The following is a 19,658-nucleotide window of genomic DNA, read 5'->3' as shown; positions in this document are numbered from 1 at the left end:
TTTACAACATCAAACTTAACGCTATATAATCAGCCAAATCTGGGTAGAATCTGCTGCTCAATCACTTGACGAACAGCGCGACGATGCTTGGGAGCTCGACTAGTAAAAAATTCTGCGATATCAGCTTTATAAGTATTAAAAGGCCTTGGGCCAATACTTGGGACCCAAAGTGCATGATTAGTGGTAGCAAAGTTCAACTCAGGGTGACCTAATATAGCTAAAGGTCCTTGGGCGAGGTTTTGAGCATCAAACAGCCATATCTCCTTACCATTACCTGAACTATTGCTTGGGTTTTTACGCACCACAGCGGTAAAAACATAACCTTGATCTTGTCCAATGCTATTAGGTTTAGCTATAAATTGTGGAGTTCTCATCACACAGTCAGTAGGAAACTGATAGGCATCGGTTACAGACATCTGACGACAATCCATATGTATTAATGCTGAGGGCTGATCTTGTTGTGGTAATGAGTTGTTGGTGAAAAGGCGGTTGGGGTAATCCTCATAAGCGTCTGCAACACGTTCTATGACATGACCCTTTCGGTAGCCGACCGCAGCCCAATAAATATGGTCAAATTGCTCTGGAAACTGAAAATGTCCTCGATAGGCAGGATCATTCATATCCCAAAATAGTTGGTCATCTCTAATGAGCCTGAAATCACCCTTGATTTCGTTTACAGAGTTGCTGCTGACCTGAATCCTAGCACGAACCAGTCCTCCAACATCGACAGGAGCAGCTGGATAACCTGCTAGGTTATTGGACACTCTTCCGCCGAACAATAATTTATCCCTAATATATTGGGGTTCGGATTTATCCATTGCTCCTAGGTATTGGCCATAAATGGTTATTTCATTTTCATGATCATCGTAGTTACACATTACATCTGAGGTATCAAAATCTAGCTCTATATAATCAGCCGTGACAATGTCACGGCTTTCTAGCAAGTCTTTTTTACGGATTACCCAAACAGGCGTTCGATGCTGCTGAGCATAGACAGAGCGAATACCAATCATTCTCATTGGTTCAACTTGAGCAGCGGTTTCGAAAATAAGCACGTGATTACGTGTCACTCCTAACGAGTGTGCAGTTGCTGCAATAAATGCTGGGTTACCATCACGGCCGACAACGCTCCAGGCTCTTAGCTGGCTTTGTTTATCCCACTTTAATAGGCGGATAAAGCCATCTTTAGTACCAGTATTTGAGACATTTCCTCCGTAATTGATGGTAAAGCATTCATCTGAATCGAGATCAAAGTAGGGGTGTCCTGTCGTGCGCACTTGTGGGAATAGCCATTTATCAGGTGTTAAAGCATCCATCCATGGAGGTAAGCTACTTTGCCACTCATCGTAATGACCAATTGGTGTAATAAGATCTAAAGTCATGGCATCAAACTCATAAGGAACACCTCCCTCATAACTGAGCGCAAATCTGTTATCACCGAGATAATTAGGCGCAGTATTGCAGTAATTTACAAACCCCATGGTAGGGCTATGATAAGCCATACCTCCGAGGAGGTTGAACTTATCGGGCCAGTAATCAATATGCTTTTGCATGATTGCTGAAGGGGTATCAATCATCTTGCGAATAAACGACGATTTCTCTGGTGAAAAATCAATTCGACTTAACGCCCCTCTGCCGCTTGGACTAAGGTGATCTTGTTCAAGAGGGATACCTTCAGCAAAAAATACATGGCCTGTGATGTCATCAGGTAGTTGCCCATAGAGTAAGTGCAGATCACCGCTAGAAGGGCTGACGTCAGCGTGCATAATAGATTCTGGAAAAAGATAACTTACAGACCCTGTAGAAGCAAATAATTGACCGGGTACAAATGCAGCTCCAGCCAAGCTTTTCAAAAATGTACGTCTTTGCATATTGTGAAATTACATGTTTTAGAGTGAATACATTTGACAGTAGGAGAAATTTTTCAACCTTATTGGAAAAAGTAGGGAACTATGAATTATGGCAGATAAGTACTGAAATATTACCTTTAATTACACAGGTTTAAGTCAATAAAAAGATGCATTTATGAGGTGTTTTGGGCTGTATTTGATGTCACCTAGTAACTAAGGAATCAATGCATATATGTAGAAGATTCGCTATCTATTCTATCCTTGCCTATCTTTATTGAGTGTTTGGTTATTATTGAGTGTGAATAAAACCCACTCAATATTAGGGTCTAAGAATACGTTCCAAGCGCTTCGTTTTAAGGATAAAAGCACTTGGACAAGGTAAGTTACTTATGTTTATCAAAAACCTTTCAATTGGTAAGAAAATCGCATTTTCGTTTGGGATTATTGCTGCTATGAATCTGGGTTTTGGTCTCATGATTTTGAGTGAGCTCAGAAACAATAAAGCTGAACTTCTTAACTTTACTGATGACACACTTCCTGCAGTTGAACAAGTTGATTTCGTTCGAGACAAAATGTCTCTTTGGCGTCGAGCCCAGTTTGCGGTTTTCGCAATGAGTGATCAAAAAAAGATTCAATCGACTATTACTTCCAATGAAAAAATTAGAGATCAAATCAATGCAGAACTAGCTTCGTATGGCAAAACAGTTTGGCCCGGAGAAGAAGAGCAGACATACAACCGTTTGCAAAAGAAATGGCAGGGTTACCTTAAAACTATGGATGCATTTGATCAGGCTATGAAAGTTATGGATAAAGATACGGCCTATCCAATAATAGCAAACTCGCTCAGCGACTTTGAGTCAGTAGAGGCGGATATCAATATCCTGGTGGGGATCCTTAAAGGTGCAATGAATAGTAATCGTGAACACATTTTATCATCGCTTGACAATCTAAGTAATTTAGCGATGGTCATTAATGCTCTCATTGTTGTTGTGATGGTTATTATTACGATGTTTCTTACTAAGATTATTTGTAATCCTCTTGCCGCCGTTGTTAAACAAGCCAATGCGATCGCCGAGGGTGATTTATCAAAAACGCTTGATAGTTCAAAAATCGGTAATGATGAACTTGGTGATCTTGCAGATGCCTCATTCAGGATGCAGAAAAACTTAAGAGAGCTTATTAATCAGAGTGTTACGGTCGTTCAAGAATTGGGTAGTGCTGTTGATGAAATGACTCAGACATCTAACAAGTCAGCGAAAGAAATGCAGGAACAACAATCTCAGGTAACTCATGTAGCCAGTGCAATGAGTCAGATGAAGTCATCTGTAGCAGATGTGGCGCAAACAACAGAGGTGTCTGCTGGACAAGCTAATGAAGCCAACGGAAAAGTTCAAGAAGGGGCTCAAAACACGAAAATCATGGTTCAGTCTATAGAAAATGTCGCAAAGATAATTGGTGAAGCAGGGAGTAACGTTGCTGACCTCGAGCAACAATCCAATCAAGTAAATACAATAGTAGACGTTATCCGTGATATTGCTGATCAAACCAACTTACTTGCATTAAATGCTGCAATAGAAGCTGCACGAGCTGGAGAATCAGGTCGCGGATTTGCTGTTGTAGCAGATGAAGTAAGAACATTAGCTGGACGCACCCAAGACTCAACTAGTGAAATTACTAACATTATTGACAAGCTGCAAGCGATAGCAAGTCAGGCAAAAGAAACCACTGACCGTTCTCGTAAACAGATTGAAACATGTGTAGAGCAAGGCAATCAATCTCAAGAATTAATGACCGCAATAAATGAATTCATTTCAGGAATTGCAGATATGGGTACTCAGATTGCTAGTGCATGTAATCAACAAGATAGCGTGGCAGAGGAACTTAGTTCAAATATTGAAAGTATACATTTGTCTGCGCAATCTGTGTCTTCTGGCTCGGAGAATACGGCAAAAGGGTGTGTTGAACTCAGTAGATTGTCATCTTCACTTCAGCAGGCGATGGGCAAATTTAAACTGGATTGAGTAGGGGATAATATGATGTTTAAAGCTACATTGGTATCACTTGCTGTAGCGGCAGTACTTTTTCCATTAGCCGGTCATTCTGCAAGAGTCGCGTTACCTGATTCACCTCCTAGTATGGATCAAGTTCGCCAGTCCAACGCATGGCTTGAAATCAGTCTAGGTCAATTTAAGCAAAATATGGCGCAATTTCGTTCTCATTTAAATGCAAACACTAAATTATGTGTAGTGATGAAGGCTGATGCCTATGGAAATGGAATCCGAGGTCTAATGCCTACCATTTTAGAATTAAATGTTCCTTGCATCGCAATTGCTAGTAACGCCGAAGCGAAAGCTGTCCGAGACGGCGGATTCAGAGGACAATTGGTTCGTGTTCGTTCTGCAGACATTGATGAAATTAAACAAGCGCTAGATTTTAATGTTGAAGAGCTTATTGGCAGTGTGCACCAAGCGAATCAAATTAAGGATCTCAATCTAGAAAAACGAGTGAATGTTCATTTGGCACTAAATGATGGAGGTATGTCTAGAAATGGTGTTGATATGACGACAAACACTGGCAAACAAGAAGCACTTGAGCTCGCTAATAATAGCAGTGTTAATGTTGTGGGAATAATGACGCATTTTCCTAATTATGATGCAGAAGAAGTGAGAAGCAAACTTGCTGAATTTAAACAAAACTCATCTTGGCTGATTGAAAACTCAACCTTGAATCGAGATGATATTTTGCTACATGTCTCCAACTCATATACAGCGCTCAATGTCCCGGAGGCTCAATTAGATATGGTGAGGCCTGGTGGTGTTCTTTACGGAGATCTACCAACAAACCCTGAATATCCGTCTATCGTCAGTTTTAAAACTCGAGTAGCATCACTACATAACGTACCAGCCAATTCAACAGTTGGTTACGATAGTAGTTTTGTCACTCAACGTAACAGTGTATTGGCCAACTTACCGGTTGGGTATTCAGATGGTTATCCTAGAAAAATGGGCAATAGTGCTAATGTCATCGTTAACGGTCAGCGAGCGCCTGTAGTTGGAAAAACGTCAATGAATACCTCGATGGTAGATGTTACAGATATCAAAGGTGTATCCCCAGGGCAAGAAGTTACGCTTTTTGGTGAGCAAGCAAGAGAACAAATAAGCATTAGTGAAATGGAAAATAATGCAGATCTTATATTTCCTGAACTCTACACTGTTTGGGGTGCAGCAAACCCTAGAGTTTATATTCCTTAACAAGCAATAATTCAATGTGAGTAACCAAGGTTTACACCATATGAAATTTTTAACTAATATCTAAGTGATGCATCGCTAGATGAACTACTTAGATATTAGGTATTACTGTTTGGGGTGCAGCAAACCCTAGAGTTTATATTCCTTAACAAGCAATAATTCAATGTGAGTAACCAAGGTTTACACCATATGAAATTTTTAACTAATATCTAAGTGATGCATCGCTAGATGAACTACTTAGATATTAGGTATTTTATGGTAAATAAACTTATGTTCAATACCAGTTTAAATACCAAGTTGTAAAATCATAATAGACCAAGAGTGTAGCAGCACTCTTAAGCATCAAACACATTATTTAACATAACATACATAATGCGCACCAAGGTGTGTGGGTGCAATTTAGGATAGATGCATCCTTGCAATATGCCGATGTCGTAAATCCATTTTGGGCAAAGATATTAGAAAAATCCCCAGAAATAATTAAAAAGATAATACAAAAATATTTAATCAATCAATTAACGGTAAAGGCTTAGTGCGGCATTGCTATGATTATTACCACCATGGTCATGTTGTTCTCAACCTTGTTATCCATTAGCTAAACCTTGTCAGACTGCCTAGAGATTTGACTTTGAAGTAACTCCATTCTCATACGAATGAAATCTAAAGCATCAGGATCAATATCTTTTCCATTGATCCAACCCTGCATGATGATAACGAATTGCTCAAGCTCTTGGTTAAGAAACTGGTCATCTAGTTGATTGATATTCATAGCTTTCCTTATAGGTCATCGAGTTTGGTTAAAATTTCTGGTTAGCGGAACATCGATTGCAACTAGTTCATTATCTATCGTACAGTTGACGCCCAATGACCCCATTGAGCCCGTTTCTAACAAACTGTTACTGACTAGACGATTTTCAACTAAAATTTGAAAATGATACAAAAGCTCTTCTGTTAAATGCTTTTCTCCTAAAGATTCCTTTATCTGAGAAATATTGATGTGAGCAATTTTTGATTCACGGAAAGCCTTCAAAATTCTAGCCAAATACACAGTATCGATTACCACTTTTTCTTACTCCTAGAAAATCCTTGAATATTGTATTCATACAACAAATTGAGATATGAGTCTACACTCATAATCGAGGAGCCCCGTTTCGTGGGGATACGTGAAATACTGCTGCACTCTATATGTGTCACAATTGGATCATAACAATAAGCATCATATTTGATATGTATTTGCGTTTTATGTAAACATCCCTACTAGCTTTTATTACTGGGGAAACATAGTGACGAAATATGTAACATTACTGTCTTTAGCATCTTGTTTGGTTTCTGCTGATATGATTGAACCTGACGATACTAACAACTGGACAATTAAAGGCCTCTCACATTACATAAGGTCAAAGGAAAGCAGCTATATATCAGCAAATTTGATATCCAGCGGTAAGACTCCTACTGTTATAGCATTGGTTGACTCAGATCGTTTCTGCCCTAGCCGCCCTAAATCAAAGAAAATCAAAGTGGCCTATCAGTGGGTAAACTATGTTACCTACTGCTCATCAGGTGCTTTGGTTTGGATCCCCCGCTCTAAGCAAGGTAAAGAATTTGTAAAGCAACGTTTTTCTGGCAACTCAGAAGTCAACGTTACTTACAATAATGATACCTTTACCTTCTCAACTAAAAAGTTTACCTCTGTAAGGCAAAGCTGGGAGCGCTCTTTGAAAACACTAGGTACATCACTATAGGAGTCTCCTATGTCAATCTATTGTGTTAGTAATTGGTTTAGCTACGCATTAGTTGAGGTCTCCTCTCCTATTGCTGCTATAATAGTCAGATATATCTTCCATGTTCTAGTCCACTCTTTGAGTAGTCTAGGCGGTTGGCAAACCGCTCAAAATAACACTGACTGACCCATAATACACAATAAGGTATGGGCCAGTTAATACAAGTATCCATTTCAAAGGGAATATCAGTCTTGTGGGTTGTCTAATAAGAAAACTCCTACCGATGATGAATAACTATCATCAAAGTGCCACTGAGTATCTAATTGACCTAATATTCCGTCTAAGTAATAAGTGTTATTGCCATAAAACTCACTCAGACAAACTTCATCAAAAACAAAGTCATCCGGCTTGTAACACGATGACCTAGACTTTGTCAGTTTTACACCTGAGGCAAATCCAGAGCTATTATAATTAGGCGCAAAACTTCCGTATTCACCCTGATTAAACTTAACCACATTAAAGCGAATTTGATACGATTGATTTAAAAAAATTGTATTACAATTGATACTGTGTGAGCCTAAATAGCTGCTATCAAGCATTTCAATTACTTCAAATCGAACTGCTTTTTCAAGTAGGTTGCCAGAAAATTGATGATTTCCCACAGTGCAGTGTACCTGCATTGTTTTGTCTAGATCTCCGTTGATTGTTGGGTAGATAAAATCAATGCTAGTACCTGAATGAGCTACGATTGAAATGGTTAAAAATGGTAAAGCCATTAACGTCGAAATATTCATTTTTATTCTCATATATGTTATCAATAGACGAGTGCTTATATGCGCTTTATCTTATATCATTAATTGATCGCTTTTGTCTCGCAAGTAATATGACAATAATTTTGATGAAGTTGCATGAATTAAAATCTGATTTTTAATTAAGGAAAAATAGAATAACGAGGCCCCCTACTCTAATTACATCTTTATTCTTTTCTATTAAACATAAGATTGAGACAATGTCTTCTCTATTAGCCCTTAGATAGATAAGTCCTTAAGCCAGTACTTTAAGGTTTGCTGGAGTGTTGCTAATTGTTGAACAATTGAATTAACTTCGTCTAGTTCTTTATCTGTTAGAACTCTAGAGATAGTATCTACTAAAATACTATTTAAGAATTCAGGTGATACCTGTGTCCCAATATCAAAGTCAAGTATTCCGTCAGACTGCATACTTTCCAATTTTTTAGATAAATTTTTAAGGCATTTAGCCAGAGCGAGCGCGATAGAATCATTTGGAATATTACTAAGTATAGTCAGTATAACCTGCGTTTTAAGCTTAGCTAGAAGCATAAGTAAAATAAGCAAATTAGCATTTTTTTCCAGTCCGTTTATAAAAGCAATAATTATATCGATTTGTTCAAGATCGTTTTCAACTTGTTGAATTATTGAAATATTCGATTTGTTGTTTACTGACTCCAAATCATTGGATATCGAGTTAGTCCAAGTAGTTGGTATTGTGGAAATGCTATTGGCCATAGGTCTTTGGTTATTAACAATGTGGTGATGTGGCCATGATAAAGATGCGAGGCAAATTTTCAAGTAGATCGGATGCGAGGTCTTGTTTAATCAAGAAAATTCACAATTTACTTCCTTGAAGGGAAGAATGAAAAGACCGCTTCTTTGACGATCTTTTTCATACTATAACGTTACTTATTTAACAGATTGGCTCGCTAAACTGTTTAATACACCACTTATCTTAGTGAGTATTTTATCGCAGCCTTCAATATTATGACGTTTTTTTAGGTACATAGGATTGTTGTATGCAATCCAAGTCTTTCCTTTATCATCCTCATAAATGAGTGCTTTTTGTGGAAGATCGATAGCTGTCTCTTGAGCACATTGCATAAGTTTGGTGCCAACTTTCGGGTTGCCAAAAATTACTACTTCTGTTGGCCTAAGTGACATATCTACTTTCTCAGCATTGTCTTGATGGTTGACACGAGCAAAAACGTTAAACCCATTTTCTTGGATATTAGCAACGAATTGATTGGTAGTTTGAGCCACTGAATGTGGGCTAGATAGTCTAATAACACTAGCTTCAGCCCAAGTGTAAAAGGAGAGCATTGAAACACTTAATATGGCAGTTGCAGTTTTGAACATACATTGTCTCACTTAATGTTTTGGTTATGATTCATTATCTTCGCTTTGATTAGAAACGAAAGCAATACTTGGCTTTTTACTTCTTTAATAAGGTAACGTTTTTTTCAGCTGATTCTATCCCATGGCCCAGCCGTGAAAGATGATGTGTTATTTTTAATGATATCGATTCCATAGCCAATACTGGGTTGAGAAAAAGAATTAGAGCTCGACAGTATTGCAGCAATCGATAGTATTTTTAATGTTTTCATAGGGATAGAACCTTAATTAATGGTTTGAATAAGAAAGATACTAATAACATTAATCTCAAATACTCAAAATATGTATCATCATCGATCTGAAGAAAAATCACTGAATAGACAGTAAAATCCTACTGGCTTGACTGTAAAATACTGATTTAAAGACGTTATTTCATTTGTACAATTTACAATTGATAATCAAAAACTAAAACACCAACATAATCACTGCCATCTGCGTTCTTTCTGACTTTCAACAAAGGCCCGACAAAGTCTTTAAAGTTTTGATGGTTACTATCAAAGTAATCAGAGTCAGAAATCGCGGGTGTACCTACGTAATAATTAAGATCCCCTTTGGATGTGAAGCTTACGATAAATGCAAGATCATAACCCTTTCCCTGCCCTTCTTTGCTAATGTTTTCAGCGCCGACTTCTATGTTTTCTATATAGGACTTGCCATTTCTTTTTGAATTTTTTAAGGCTAGGAACCTAGTAACAATCTCCTTTTTCTGACCTTGTGTTATGCCATCTTTTAAGTCAAAAAGAACAATATGTCTTGTTGTGCCATTTTCAAAATCAGGCTGAGTTTTTTGTTCATAGTTTTCTTTTGAGATGGTTTTAGCACTACTGGCATATTCATTTTGGTTATCGTTCATATGAGCTAAACTTGAAAAAGAAATCGAGCCTATAATGCCCATAGTTAAAGCGGTTTTCATTAGTTTTTCCTCAACTTATTACAACATGAAATGATAAGACCTGATGTTTTTGTTATTAATTTCATACAAGAACAAAAATTTTTATAGGTTGAATGTAAGGAGGCAGTCCTTACCTCAATTAACAACATAAACCACATTAAAAATAAGAGTTAATTTGAGCGATACTTTATAAATAAAAATCCGCTTATAAATGCGTTGGTAGCGACAAATGAAAGTGTTTAAATGATGTCATTTATTGGGTCTCAGTATTTCTAGGAAATAGTAATTATGTTATTACTTTTTTGTATCACTATTCTATTCGCCATAATATTTATCGTATCCTTATTGACGCGCTCAACAAAAACACCAGAAGGCACCGACACATCAAGTAAAAAAAATACTTTTCAGTATGACTCGCATCTATTGTTTTCATGCCCTGAAGAGCTGGAATTTTATCGTACATTATCAATAGCTGTAAAAAGTAGAGAAATAATTTTTGCCAAAGTCAGAGCTGCTGATTTGATGAGGCCCAAAAAAGGATTTTATAGCAGTGGTGAATGGCAGAGAGCTTATAATAAACTGTCACGAAAGAATGTAGACTTTGTTCTTTGTAATCCAATGACACTTGAAGTAAATACTATTATTGAATTAATCAATGACACACAAGAAAAAGATCTGAAAACTGAAAACTATGTCGAAAAAGCAGCTAAAACGGCTGGTTTGAACATAATTCGTTTTTCAACTGCAAAATCTTATAATTATGATGAAATAGAGCGGCAATTATATGGTGATCAAGTAGAGCTTAAAACCCTTTGTACAACACAGTAGGAGTTATGCTACTCGGATACTTATAAGTTAATTTTTGGTGCAATTTTTATAGTTTTCTTGGTTACAATACGTCATTGGTATATATTGAATCTCTTCAACAGATTGCTTGTTTACCAACTTATAAAGAGTAAATATTGCTTGCTTACCCATTTCATAGGGGTTTTGTCCTACATTGGCATTAGCAAGCCCATCTTTTAAGTACACTAATTGTTCATCTGCTGTATCCGCGGTTATGATAATGATTTCTTTGTCTTTTATTGCTTGTGCATATGGTTCAGTTACATTTCGGTATTCAGACAAGAACTGGCTCCACCCACCAACAGCAATTACTGCATGTATGTTTCTATTTTTATGCGAGTTAAGAACATTTTGAAGATCTGTTAGTGCTTGCTCAAAAGAGCCAAAGTTATATAGTGGTTTCCCCGATTCTGTCCAACCATTTTCTCCCATCAAGCGTTTTCCTGGTGAAGTATCGTAGTCTATCCCTGACAATGCAGACCGTATACCCATTACTCTTAGATTGAGGTTTGGAGAGTCTGAACGTCCGCTTTGAATGATAATAGTGCCACCATTTGGTCTTTGATTTTTTAAAGCTTCTCCAAGAGATTTGCCTAGTTCAAAATCATTAGTACCAATATAAGCAGATCTCAAATTAGGGTTTCTTAGTATGGTTGCTGAAGGAAAGTCAGAGTCATAAGTTACTATAGGAATACCAGCAGAAATTACCCTTTTTATACTGTTTTCTAAAATGAAATTTGATTGAGCTACGGCTATTGCTATTCCATCTACTCCTTCAGTTACAAGCTCGGCAATTATTTTATCTTGCTTACGAACATCGACTCCTTTAGGACCGCGAAAAATGCACTCAACATTACTTAGTTCTTTGGCAGCGGCTTCACACCCTTCCCTGCTGGCTTGAAAAAAAGGATTGTTCTCTTCTTTAGGCACGACTGCAAATCTGTATTGTTTTGCAACAGAAAAATCTATAGTAAAGAAAGATAAAATTAAAACGAAACTGGATTTTGCCCAAGACATAATTTGAGTCTCTTCGATTAGTTAGCTAGCAAGTTAGTCTTTAATTGAATAAACAATAGTCTATAAAACGTGTTTTTGGAACTAAGTGCAAACTCTACGTCAGGGCTATGTCATGAATGCAAATTTGCAAAATGATCACTTTTTGATATTCAATTATTTTGATAGAGTTCCATTACAGTTTAATCTTACTTTCTATATGGCTACGATTATCCATATCACTACCTAAAAAGGTTAACTCTAAATGGACACTAAAAACCTTCCAAGTAGTAAAACAATCGCTTGTGAAGATCACCTGATTATTTGGTTCTGGGAAACTTATATGCATAATAAGGGTTTAGAGCAAAGCACGATTCTAATTGAATTAATGAATCTTGGTGATTTATTGGTCAAAATTCGGCAAAGACAGCCGGGTTTTTTACTAAAAAGCTCTAGCTCTGCTCTCGTTTGTGAAGCGGTTAATCAGACATTAATTACTGGCGATGTTTTTTATCATAAAAATAAGCATTTTATTCATGAAATACAATTGCTTATAGATAGTAATGCAGTTTCTACCGCAATGAAGCGGTGTCTGTAATTATGAATATTACGGCTGCAACTACGTGTAATTATTCCGTTGTTATTTTGTCAATATTATTTAACGAACATGACTCTGTACCTGAAGGAGAAGTTACCACCATTTTTTGAAAACCAATAACTAGGTTATGCTGAACAGTTCCACTTTTATAGGTAATAATTTCTGCACTGTTTATACCCTGTGCTTTCACATTGCTTTTACCGTCTGAGGTTGTGCAAACCATTTTACAGCCTCCTATCTTACACGAAGCTTTACTAATGAATTCAATATTCGGATTTGTTGCTGATAGTGCGGTAGAGCTCATAAGAAGCATTAAAATTGTCATCGCTGGAATAGTGACTTGGTACATATACACCTTCCTTTATACATTCGGTATTATATTGTTGTGTGAAGTCTACTTTTTGAGTAAAAAAATAGCAACGGTGCTTTGAGAATGAATTGAGACTTTATCTAAAGTTTTAGTATTTCATATCTTGACTTTTAACAACTTCCTCCCTGGAAACCTTAATTTGCTGCCAAATGTTTTGAGCAATTTGTGGGTGATTTTCTAAGAACTTATGACTCAAAACTAAAAAATAGTCCTTCGTTTTTATGGCTGGCTGAACTTTTTTTATAGTCTGAATTGTGTGGCTAGACAAAAACTGTTGTGCAGTAGTATCTTGAACTGCTATGACAGGTAAACGTTTAAGTTCTAACATACTGAATAATTGCTCTGTGGTTTTAACTTCATGAACCTTTAGCTGCTTTTTTTGCAGATCTTTCACTATTGAATAACCAAGGTGAGCACCAATTTTGTAATCTGAATTAGCAAGCTTTTCGCCATTCCAGTCAACGGGTTGTTCATTTAATGCATAGAAGTAGTAGCCAATAGTAGCAATACGCATACTACCGTCAGGCTTACCTTCATTCATTGGGTATTTCGCATATTGTGCACGTTGTTGGTTATAAGAGAATATAAAACCACCGTCTACAGTACCAGCTGCTATCTCTTGTAAAACTCGTTTACCAGGTAAACGTAAATATTCAATATCCAATTTTAGTTCGACAGCAACATGATTGAGTATATCTATTGATAGACCGGGAGGACTGGCAATATCTGCACCACTACCCATTTGAAATGGGTAAGACTCAATGTCAGAATATGCTAATTTGATGGTTAGACACCATGCCTTAATGGGAACAATTAACATGAGAACAATGTATACACCGAACGTTAATCGTATCATATCAATTACCTCCTTTTCCTCTTTAAGAATAGGTAGATTTTGACTGACAGATCGAAATTTTCTGATCACAATTAATGAGAATAAAAAAACCGACTCTATTAGAGTCGGTCTGTTACCCGAAACAGCAAACGTAAGGCATTGGGACACATTCCCAAAGCGCGCTTAAGGTAACAAATTATATATTTTATTAAACCTATAATTTTCGCATATGTGACTTGTTGCAAAAAATGCATAATTTATGAGATCTAAAGTATGTGTATAAAACGAAAAAGATTATGTTATGAATGCTTTATGGGTTTTAATTAGTTTTTACGACTCTAAATTTATCAGAAATAATTTCTATTTCATAAAATTCAATTGCTTATGATTTTTTAAAACATCGTATTATTTTATTTTTTAATCTGTAAGTCTATTTATGTCGATACCCAATAATGTTGAGAGTACTTATAGCGATTCTCATGCCACAGTTAACTATTCTCGACGAGAATCTTAGGTTTCAGTTTTAGCAGGTGAAAAATATGATCTATATCAGTATTGTTAAAGATAGATTAACAAGTCATTGACAAGAGAGGTCGAGATGAAAGTACTTATTCAATATACTCAGACTGGCAAATATCGAGATCAGGCGTGGGAGGCTTATACATTAAGAGCAAAAGGTGACCTACACGCAGTTACGCCCTCTTATGCAGCCCAATTGATTAAACAAAATAAAGCTAACCTGTTTACCACAGAAGATTCTGATATTGTTATTGAATCTTAAACAACATTATTTAGCTCTTTGTGCCATCAGAGAGCTTTTTGACCTGTTTAACTAAAAATCGTTCATAGACCGAGATTTGGTTAATATAATTTCCTTTTACCTCTAGAGCGAAAGCTTTGATGTGGAAATACGTTGCGAATGCGTTGTTGCACTGGTTTTGGCATCTGCTTAGAGAATACAAGTTTTGCTCCGCTGCGTTGTTGGTAAACTTTGAATTGGCCATCAAATGGAGTTTGCTTGGCTATTTCAACTACGCTTTGACGGAAAGTTGCTGGTAAGTGCCCTTTTTGTTTAACGACCAGACCAGACTTAAACTTAATAAGTAACACAGGTCTATCAATAGCTACGAGCCAAAAGATAAGCATTGCTGCAACCAAAATAACATATAGCATATCGCCTCCTTAATCGAGTAGTTTGCTCAAATCCTCTTTTAAGCTGCTCACAGCTTTACTCGCTTTCTCACTTCGTGAAGCTTCTGAAAGTAAATATTCAATAGCGTCTGACAAAGTGCATCCTAGTTCATTAGAGCGAGTAGATAACTTCTCCCAAACGCGATAATCGAGATCTATTGATTTCTTCTTAGTGTGAATCTGCTCCGCGTTAAAATGGCGCTTGCGCTTTGCTCTAATTGCTTGTTTAAGCTTAGTATCAAGTTCTTGTGACATGTGCTGCTCTATCCAATCCTCTACTTTTGTAGGTTCAGATTCAAGCTTTTTTAGCTTTTTAATGGCACTCTGTGCTTCACTGGAATCTAGGTGACAAGTAATTGATTCACCATTTTTCCACTTACTTATCAAATAGCTCCATTTCCAGCCACATTCCAAATTCTCAAGTTGTTGGTATTTCATGATTAAATCAGTCTCACTTCAACTATGGTTACAGCGTAACTCAGCTTAATTAGAGTTTCAACATCAATTATAGAATTAATCTACTTGGATCATTCGAAAAATTTGTTATGTCATCCTTAAAGGATTTTTTATATAATCTAAAACCTTACCAAGCATATGAACACTATTGATGAAGCAAGAAAATTGGCGAGCACTCACCCCACAATATATCGAGTTTGACGACATAATATCAAAGTTTGAGAATTTATCCGAAGTCAGTTTTTTAGACATCCAGCCTCGCCTTAAACAAGCACTCTCTACATTAGTCGCTATTGAGGGCTTTGCTAAAATGCTTGTTGTTAATTCCCCTGATAATGCTTTCTATCGGTCAAGTATCCAGCATGCTTTATCAAGTTTGACCAACAAGCCGGTGATGGCGACTGAAAGTATCAATATGGGTGAGTTGTTAGGTTCTTATTCATGTAATAAAACTGGACAGATTACAGTACAGAAAACGGGCTTAGTCGAAAAAATAAATGACGGTTTTCTTATTGTCTCAGCAAATATGCTACTTGCCAATCCGAGCAGTTGGCCGATATTTAAGTCGATTTTTTTAGGCGAACCTGTCAGCCCTATATCTTCTACGCCCAAGTATCTCGCTAACCAAGTGCCGAGTTCTTCGTTTTCTGTAAAGCTAGTAGTAGTCGGAAACAGAGACCAAATTGCAGATTTGGAATATATGGACGGCGATCTCTACAGTGGTATTGCGAATTACACTGAGATCGAACACGATATGAATGTTACCAAGCATTCTGTTGAACACTACTTAGGTTTCTTATCGTCTTTGATAAAAACGTTTAACTTACCGTCTCTATCTTTTGATGCGGTACACAGGGTAATGGTTGCGGGTGCTCGTTATAGTGAAGATCAGCGTTATATGCCAATTGAACCACTATGGTATTTGTCTATTTTTCAGGAGGCAAGCTTATACACTGACGGTATTACTATCAATGAAAAGGCAATTGATCAAGCACTGGACGCTAAATACCAGCGTGAAGCTTATCTGCCAGAAAGAGCCCTCTCTGATATTTTGGATGGACAAGTCATTATCGAAACTCAAGGCGAGTGCATTGGGCAGGTTAATGGGTTGACCGTAATTGATGTATCTGGACACCCGCTATCTTATGGAGAACCCGCTCGTATATCGTGTGTTATTCATTTTGGTGATGGCGATATATCGGATGTAGAACGCAAAGCAGAACTTGGAGGAAATCTTCATGCTAAAGGCATGATGATAATGCAAGCGTTTGTTTCAAGTGCGTTAAAGTTAGATGAACCACTGCCTTATTCAGCTTCCGTAGTTTTTGAACAGTCATATTGCGAAGTGGATGGAGATAGTGCGACCCTCGCAGAGCTTTGTTCGTTTGTTAGTGCATTATCTGATTATCCTATAAATCAGCAGATCGCGGTGACCGGAGCTGTGGACCAATTCGGTCGTGTTCAGGCTGTAGGTGGTTTAAATGAAAAAATAGAAGGTTTTTATCGTGTTTGTAAACACCAAGGTTTAACTGGTCAACAAGGTGTTATTATTCCTAAAACAAATTTGAAGCACCTAGCATTAAATAAGGAAGTTGTCGCGAGTATTAAAAGTAATGAGTTTCATATCTGGTCTGTAGAGACAGTTGATGAGACTATACCCATTATAATGGGTAAACCATTTCGTGGTGATGATGAAACAAGTGTGATTCATAAGATAGCCCAACGGATAGAAAGTTATGAAAAACATGAACATCCACTGGGAATTGTGGAACGCATCAAAAACTGGTTCTTATAGTGCAAACAATGTTCACATTACAACTCATCGGAGTTGTTTAGCGTACACCTGTTCACTAACATGCAGCTATCAAAATTTGGAGTGATTGATGATGCAAAACAAACGTGATTCTTATAACCGTGATGATCTACTAGCCTCTAGTCAAGGTGAGCTATTTGGCCCGGGCTACCCACAGTTACCAGCACCAAATATGCTGATGATGGACCGCGTGACTAAGATGTCTGAAACCGAAGGCGATTTCGGTAAAGGCCTAATTCTGGCAGAGCTTGATATTACTCCAGACCTTTGGTTCTTTGACTGCCATTTTCCAGGTGACCCTGTAATGCCTGGATGTCTAGGTCTTGATGCGATGTGGCAGTTGGTTGGCTTCTTCCTCGGCTGGTTTGGCGGGAAAGGGAAAGGTCGCGCATTAGGTGTTGGCGAAGTGAAATTGAAAGGTCAAATTCTACCAACAGCGAAGAAAGTCACTTATGAAATACATATGAAAAGAGTTGTAAATCGTAAGTTAGTAATGGGCTTAGCTGACGGACGTGTGTTGGTTGATGGTAAAGAAATTTACGTTGCCAAGGATCTAAAAGTAGGATTATTCCAAGACACATCTTCTTTCTAGGTGAAGTGACTTTAGGACCCAATCACAATAATAAAAGCCCCAGGTTATGGGGCTTTTTGTCGTATGTGGATTGTGTATTTTTATTTGTAGAGACCAGAGTGTCTATCTTCTCTGGCATCGCGCCAACCACCAAGCCAATGAGATCGAGCATCCATTTGTTGGTAAGGACATGAGTCCGTTGAGCGGCCATTCAAGCCTGCTTTATACCCTTGGGATTGTGCTCTTTCCATGCGGTCACGCTTTTGTCTCTTCATAGTGTCGTCCTCATACATATCGTTTTTCTAACGTACTACTATTAACTTTTTGTGGAGCTTTTGTTACTCTCCACAATTAAGGATCGTCCAAAATTCCACCTTTCTCAAGGTGGAAAAAAACACAGATCCAAAAATTTGAACCTGTGCCTAAGATTGAAATTTATCCTATTTCCTGCGGAACCCTAATAACCCTATGAGTAGTAAAGCAAACCAGGTCAGAGAGCCACCTTTGCGCTCTACAGTGGTTGAACGAAAGCTTCGTGGTTGTATATCAGCGTTAGTTGCATCTTCAATTGGAATTAATTTTACAGCGACAATGGTTTCAACACCAATTGTCCCACCTTGGCAGTAAGAATCCATTTCTGTAGTGTCGTAACTACCAGCACACTTTTTGGCAGTAGCAGAAATAACACCAGCATCATTTACATCGGTGGCTTCGAGAATACGGTAAGTATTGTTGTTAGAAGAGACCAAACCATTATTGGTTAAATCATCGAGTATCCAAGCTTGGTTCGCGAAAATAGTTCTGCGAAATGTATCAGTTCCCGTAGCACTAAGTGGGTAGATAAACCCTCTCTTTTCCCTCTCTTTTCCATCTCTTTCATCATGCTTCTGGATGTCGACACTACCAACTACTTCATTAAAATTGTTGATTGAGCCTATTGTGCCTCCAGCATTTGAAAAGAATATACCACCACTGAAATAGTTAGCTGCTGGTGAAGATCTTATATCAGAAATGTAAAAAAGCCTATTTTGCGAAACTCGATTTTCAGGAGATTTACCTGAACGTTTGGCGCTTCCAACTGCCACAAAATTATCGTTGACAGCCTTAACCACCGAATTACTGTAAATATAGTCTGTCCCACTTGTTGCACCTGAAATAGGATTCGTATTGAAAGTCCACTTTGTAACATCTGTTAAGTCAGCACTCATATCACCGACAAAAACAGAAGCGTCCATCCTTTGATTAGAGTACGTATTATAACCGACACCAAAAAAGGTAGTTCCATCAATAACAAAATCTCTAATACTTGCTTGACCTAGTACATTTTTATCTTGGGTCACCCCTCCACTGCCATAGCCTATTTCTAAAATCTGTGGGCTGTTACCCCAAATGCTTGCTTTAGAGGAGGATCGAGTTCCGTTACTCTCTGTAGCCTGCTCTCTCGATACACTACCGACCGTAAAGGTACCATCAGATTTCCAAGCTTTGGTTTCGATAGCACCAGACGGTATATTTAAATCTGTGGTTCCTATAAAAGCAACGTTCCTCTTTCCTCCATCTCTTTTATTGCCTACAGACTCAGTCCCACTAAAACTGTTTATTACAGCGTTTTCACCACTGACTGAAGTAGAGCCTTCGACAAAGGCAATCGAGTTGGTATAAGTTCCGTCAAGTTCTTTTTGGTATCCTGCCCACCTATCTTCAGCCCAGGATTGGCAAGTCTTATATCCAAGCTCATTTAGACAATAGCTCTCAAATTCTGATTGACTGTCGGGATAGATAAAGGAATTATCCATTGCAAATGGTACTTCTTCTCTATAACTGATCCCTTCCTTCCAGTTACGCGTCTCTGCAGAAATTGGGAACCCGGAACTAGAGCAACCACTACCGAAACACCCAAGTGTCGCATTCGTACTTGTACCCTCTTGAACTGCAGTTCCGTAGTACTCCGTTGTATAGCCACCTAACCCATAGGTGTTATTTTGGGACTCATCAATCTCTATGATGGTATAAATAGCAGCATTAGCGGCAAAAGAGCCAAAAAGGCTTAAGGTAACAGATGACAGTTTAAAAATAGTCTTGCTCATG

At 37.8% G+C, this 19,658-nt stretch carries 23 protein-coding genes; 8 read left to right on the top strand and 15 right to left on the bottom strand.

The features are described 5' to 3' along the window. Positions 1-29: 29 nt before the first annotated feature. Entirely contained in the window at positions 30-1,871 is a 1,842-nt protein-coding gene (locus tag KO511_RS19650) for a carotenoid oxygenase family protein (RefSeq protein WP_215989082.1), read from the bottom strand. 368 nt (positions 1,872-2,239) lie between these two features. On the opposite strand from KO511_RS19650, the gene KO511_RS19645 reads away from it, so the two are divergent. Together KO511_RS19645 and alr are read left to right on the top strand one after the other, a co-directional pair. Continuing rightward, on the top strand, positions 2,240-3,871 hold the full coding sequence (locus KO511_RS19645) for a methyl-accepting chemotaxis protein (protein WP_215989081.1): 1,632 nt from the start codon (positions 2,240-2,242) through the stop codon (positions 3,869-3,871). Between the two features lie 12 nt (positions 3,872-3,883). Beyond that, positions 3,884-5,101: an alanine racemase gene (gene alr / locus KO511_RS19640; RefSeq protein ID WP_215989080.1), complete on the top strand. Its 1,218-nt coding sequence runs from the start codon at positions 3,884-3,886 to the stop codon at positions 5,099-5,101. 592 nt (positions 5,102-5,693) lie between these two features. Here the strand turns inward: alr and KO511_RS19635 are convergent. Both KO511_RS19635 and KO511_RS19630 read right to left on the bottom strand, forming a co-directional pair. Continuing rightward, positions 5,694-5,867: a hypothetical protein gene (locus tag KO511_RS19635; RefSeq protein WP_215989079.1), complete on the bottom strand. Its 174-nt coding sequence runs from the start codon at positions 5,865-5,867 to the stop codon at positions 5,694-5,696. 15 nt (positions 5,868-5,882) lie between these two features. Further along, complete coding sequence (locus tag KO511_RS19630) at positions 5,883-6,161, bottom strand: hypothetical protein (RefSeq protein ID WP_215989078.1); 279 nt, start codon at positions 6,159-6,161, stop codon at positions 5,883-5,885. 220 nt (positions 6,162-6,381) lie between these two features. On the opposite strand from KO511_RS19630, the gene KO511_RS19625 reads away from it, so the two are divergent. Next, on the top strand, positions 6,382-6,840 hold the full coding sequence (locus tag KO511_RS19625; RefSeq protein ID WP_215989077.1) for a hypothetical protein: 459 nt from the start codon (positions 6,382-6,384) through the stop codon (positions 6,838-6,840). A gap of 224 nt (positions 6,841-7,064) precedes the next feature. On the opposite strand, the gene KO511_RS19620 is transcribed toward KO511_RS19625, so the two are convergent. The 5 genes from KO511_RS19620 to KO511_RS19600 all read right to left on the bottom strand — a co-directional run bounded on the left by KO511_RS19620 (position 7,065) and on the right by KO511_RS19600 (position 9,918). Continuing rightward, positions 7,065-7,613: a hypothetical protein gene (locus tag KO511_RS19620; protein ID WP_215989076.1), complete on the bottom strand. Its 549-nt coding sequence runs from the start codon at positions 7,611-7,613 to the stop codon at positions 7,065-7,067. 234 nt (positions 7,614-7,847) lie between these two features. Continuing rightward, on the bottom strand, positions 7,848-8,345 hold the full coding sequence (locus tag KO511_RS19615; protein ID WP_215989075.1) for a hypothetical protein: 498 nt from the start codon (positions 8,343-8,345) through the stop codon (positions 7,848-7,850). Positions 8,346-8,519: 174 nt separating this feature from the next. Next, a complete protein-coding gene (locus KO511_RS19610) occupies positions 8,520-8,969 on the bottom strand; it encodes a DUF302 domain-containing protein (protein ID WP_215989074.1) in 450 nt (149 codons plus the stop codon). A 104-nt stretch (positions 8,970-9,073) separates the two neighbouring features. Further along, positions 9,074-9,217, bottom strand: a complete 144-nt coding sequence (locus KO511_RS19605) for a hypothetical protein (RefSeq protein ID WP_215989073.1) — start codon at positions 9,215-9,217, stop codon at positions 9,074-9,076. 173 nt (positions 9,218-9,390) lie between these two features. Next, the gene (locus KO511_RS19600) at positions 9,391-9,918 is read right to left on the bottom strand and encodes a Dabb family protein (RefSeq protein ID WP_215989072.1); all 528 of its coding nucleotides are present in this window, start codon (positions 9,916-9,918) and stop codon (positions 9,391-9,393) included. A 267-nt stretch (positions 9,919-10,185) separates the two neighbouring features. On the opposite strand from KO511_RS19600, the gene KO511_RS19595 reads away from it, so the two are divergent. Further along, positions 10,186-10,725: a DUF2726 domain-containing protein gene (locus tag KO511_RS19595; RefSeq protein ID WP_215989071.1), complete on the top strand. Its 540-nt coding sequence runs from the start codon at positions 10,186-10,188 to the stop codon at positions 10,723-10,725. A gap of 27 nt (positions 10,726-10,752) precedes the next feature. Here KO511_RS19595 and KO511_RS19590 read toward each other — a convergent pair whose 3' ends face one another. Next, positions 10,753-11,760 (bottom strand): substrate-binding domain-containing protein, encoded by a 1,008-nt coding sequence (locus KO511_RS19590; RefSeq protein ID WP_252724458.1) that lies wholly within the window; start codon positions 11,758-11,760, stop codon positions 10,753-10,755. A gap of 241 nt (positions 11,761-12,001) precedes the next feature. Between KO511_RS19590 and KO511_RS19585 the strand changes: the two genes are divergently transcribed. Beyond that, positions 12,002-12,334 (top strand): hypothetical protein, encoded by a 333-nt coding sequence (locus KO511_RS19585; protein ID WP_215989070.1) that lies wholly within the window; start codon positions 12,002-12,004, stop codon positions 12,332-12,334. Between the two features lie 31 nt (positions 12,335-12,365). Here KO511_RS19585 and KO511_RS19580 read toward each other — a convergent pair whose 3' ends face one another. Then, complete coding sequence (locus KO511_RS19580; protein WP_215989069.1) at positions 12,366-12,683, bottom strand: hypothetical protein; 318 nt, start codon at positions 12,681-12,683, stop codon at positions 12,366-12,368. Positions 12,684-12,792: 109 nt separating this feature from the next. Continuing rightward, positions 12,793-13,560 carry a substrate-binding periplasmic protein gene (locus tag KO511_RS19575; protein WP_252724457.1) on the bottom strand — a complete coding sequence of 256 codons (768 nt, stop codon included), beginning with the start codon at positions 13,558-13,560 and terminating at the stop codon, positions 12,793-12,795. A 577-nt stretch (positions 13,561-14,137) separates the two neighbouring features. Between KO511_RS19575 and KO511_RS19570 the strand changes: the two genes are divergently transcribed. Continuing rightward, complete coding sequence (locus KO511_RS19570) at positions 14,138-14,320, top strand: hypothetical protein (RefSeq protein WP_125321347.1); 183 nt, start codon at positions 14,138-14,140, stop codon at positions 14,318-14,320. A gap of 80 nt (positions 14,321-14,400) precedes the next feature. On the opposite strand, the gene KO511_RS19565 is transcribed toward KO511_RS19570, so the two are convergent. Further along, positions 14,401-14,712 carry a DUF3634 family protein gene (locus KO511_RS19565; protein ID WP_215989068.1) on the bottom strand — a complete coding sequence of 104 codons (312 nt, stop codon included), beginning with the start codon at positions 14,710-14,712 and terminating at the stop codon, positions 14,401-14,403. A gap of 9 nt (positions 14,713-14,721) precedes the next feature. Beyond that, positions 14,722-15,168: a macrodomain Ter protein MatP gene (matP, locus tag KO511_RS19560; protein WP_215989067.1), complete on the bottom strand. Its 447-nt coding sequence runs from the start codon at positions 15,166-15,168 to the stop codon at positions 14,722-14,724. Between the two features lie 169 nt (positions 15,169-15,337). Here matP and KO511_RS19555 point away from each other — a divergent pair, with 169 nt between their 5' ends. Both KO511_RS19555 and fabA read left to right on the top strand, forming a co-directional pair. Further along, positions 15,338-16,981, top strand: a complete 1,644-nt coding sequence (locus tag KO511_RS19555) for a S16 family serine protease (protein WP_215989066.1) — start codon at positions 15,338-15,340, stop codon at positions 16,979-16,981. A gap of 91 nt (positions 16,982-17,072) precedes the next feature. Then, the gene (fabA, locus tag KO511_RS19550; RefSeq protein ID WP_215989179.1) at positions 17,073-17,591 is read left to right on the top strand and encodes a bifunctional 3-hydroxydecanoyl-ACP dehydratase/trans-2-decenoyl-ACP isomerase; all 519 of its coding nucleotides are present in this window, start codon (positions 17,073-17,075) and stop codon (positions 17,589-17,591) included. Positions 17,592-17,671: 80 nt separating this feature from the next. On the opposite strand, the gene rmf is transcribed toward fabA, so the two are convergent. Both rmf and KO511_RS19540 read right to left on the bottom strand, forming a co-directional pair. Continuing rightward, positions 17,672-17,845 carry a ribosome modulation factor gene (rmf, locus tag KO511_RS19545; RefSeq protein ID WP_114785731.1) on the bottom strand — a complete coding sequence of 58 codons (174 nt, stop codon included), beginning with the start codon at positions 17,843-17,845 and terminating at the stop codon, positions 17,672-17,674. Positions 17,846-18,010: 165 nt separating this feature from the next. Further along, on the bottom strand, positions 18,011-19,657 hold the full coding sequence (locus KO511_RS19540) for a DUF3466 family protein (protein ID WP_215989065.1): 1,647 nt from the start codon (positions 19,655-19,657) through the stop codon (positions 18,011-18,013). Between the last annotated feature and the right edge of the window lies 1 nt (position 19,658).

The sequence above is a fragment of the Vibrio hepatarius genome (assembly GCF_018860525.1).
GTDB lineage: Bacteria > Pseudomonadota > Gammaproteobacteria > Enterobacterales > Vibrionaceae > Vibrio > Vibrio hepatarius_B.
Note: the sequence above shows the minus strand (reverse complement) of the source record. Positions and strands in the feature narration are given on the sequence as shown.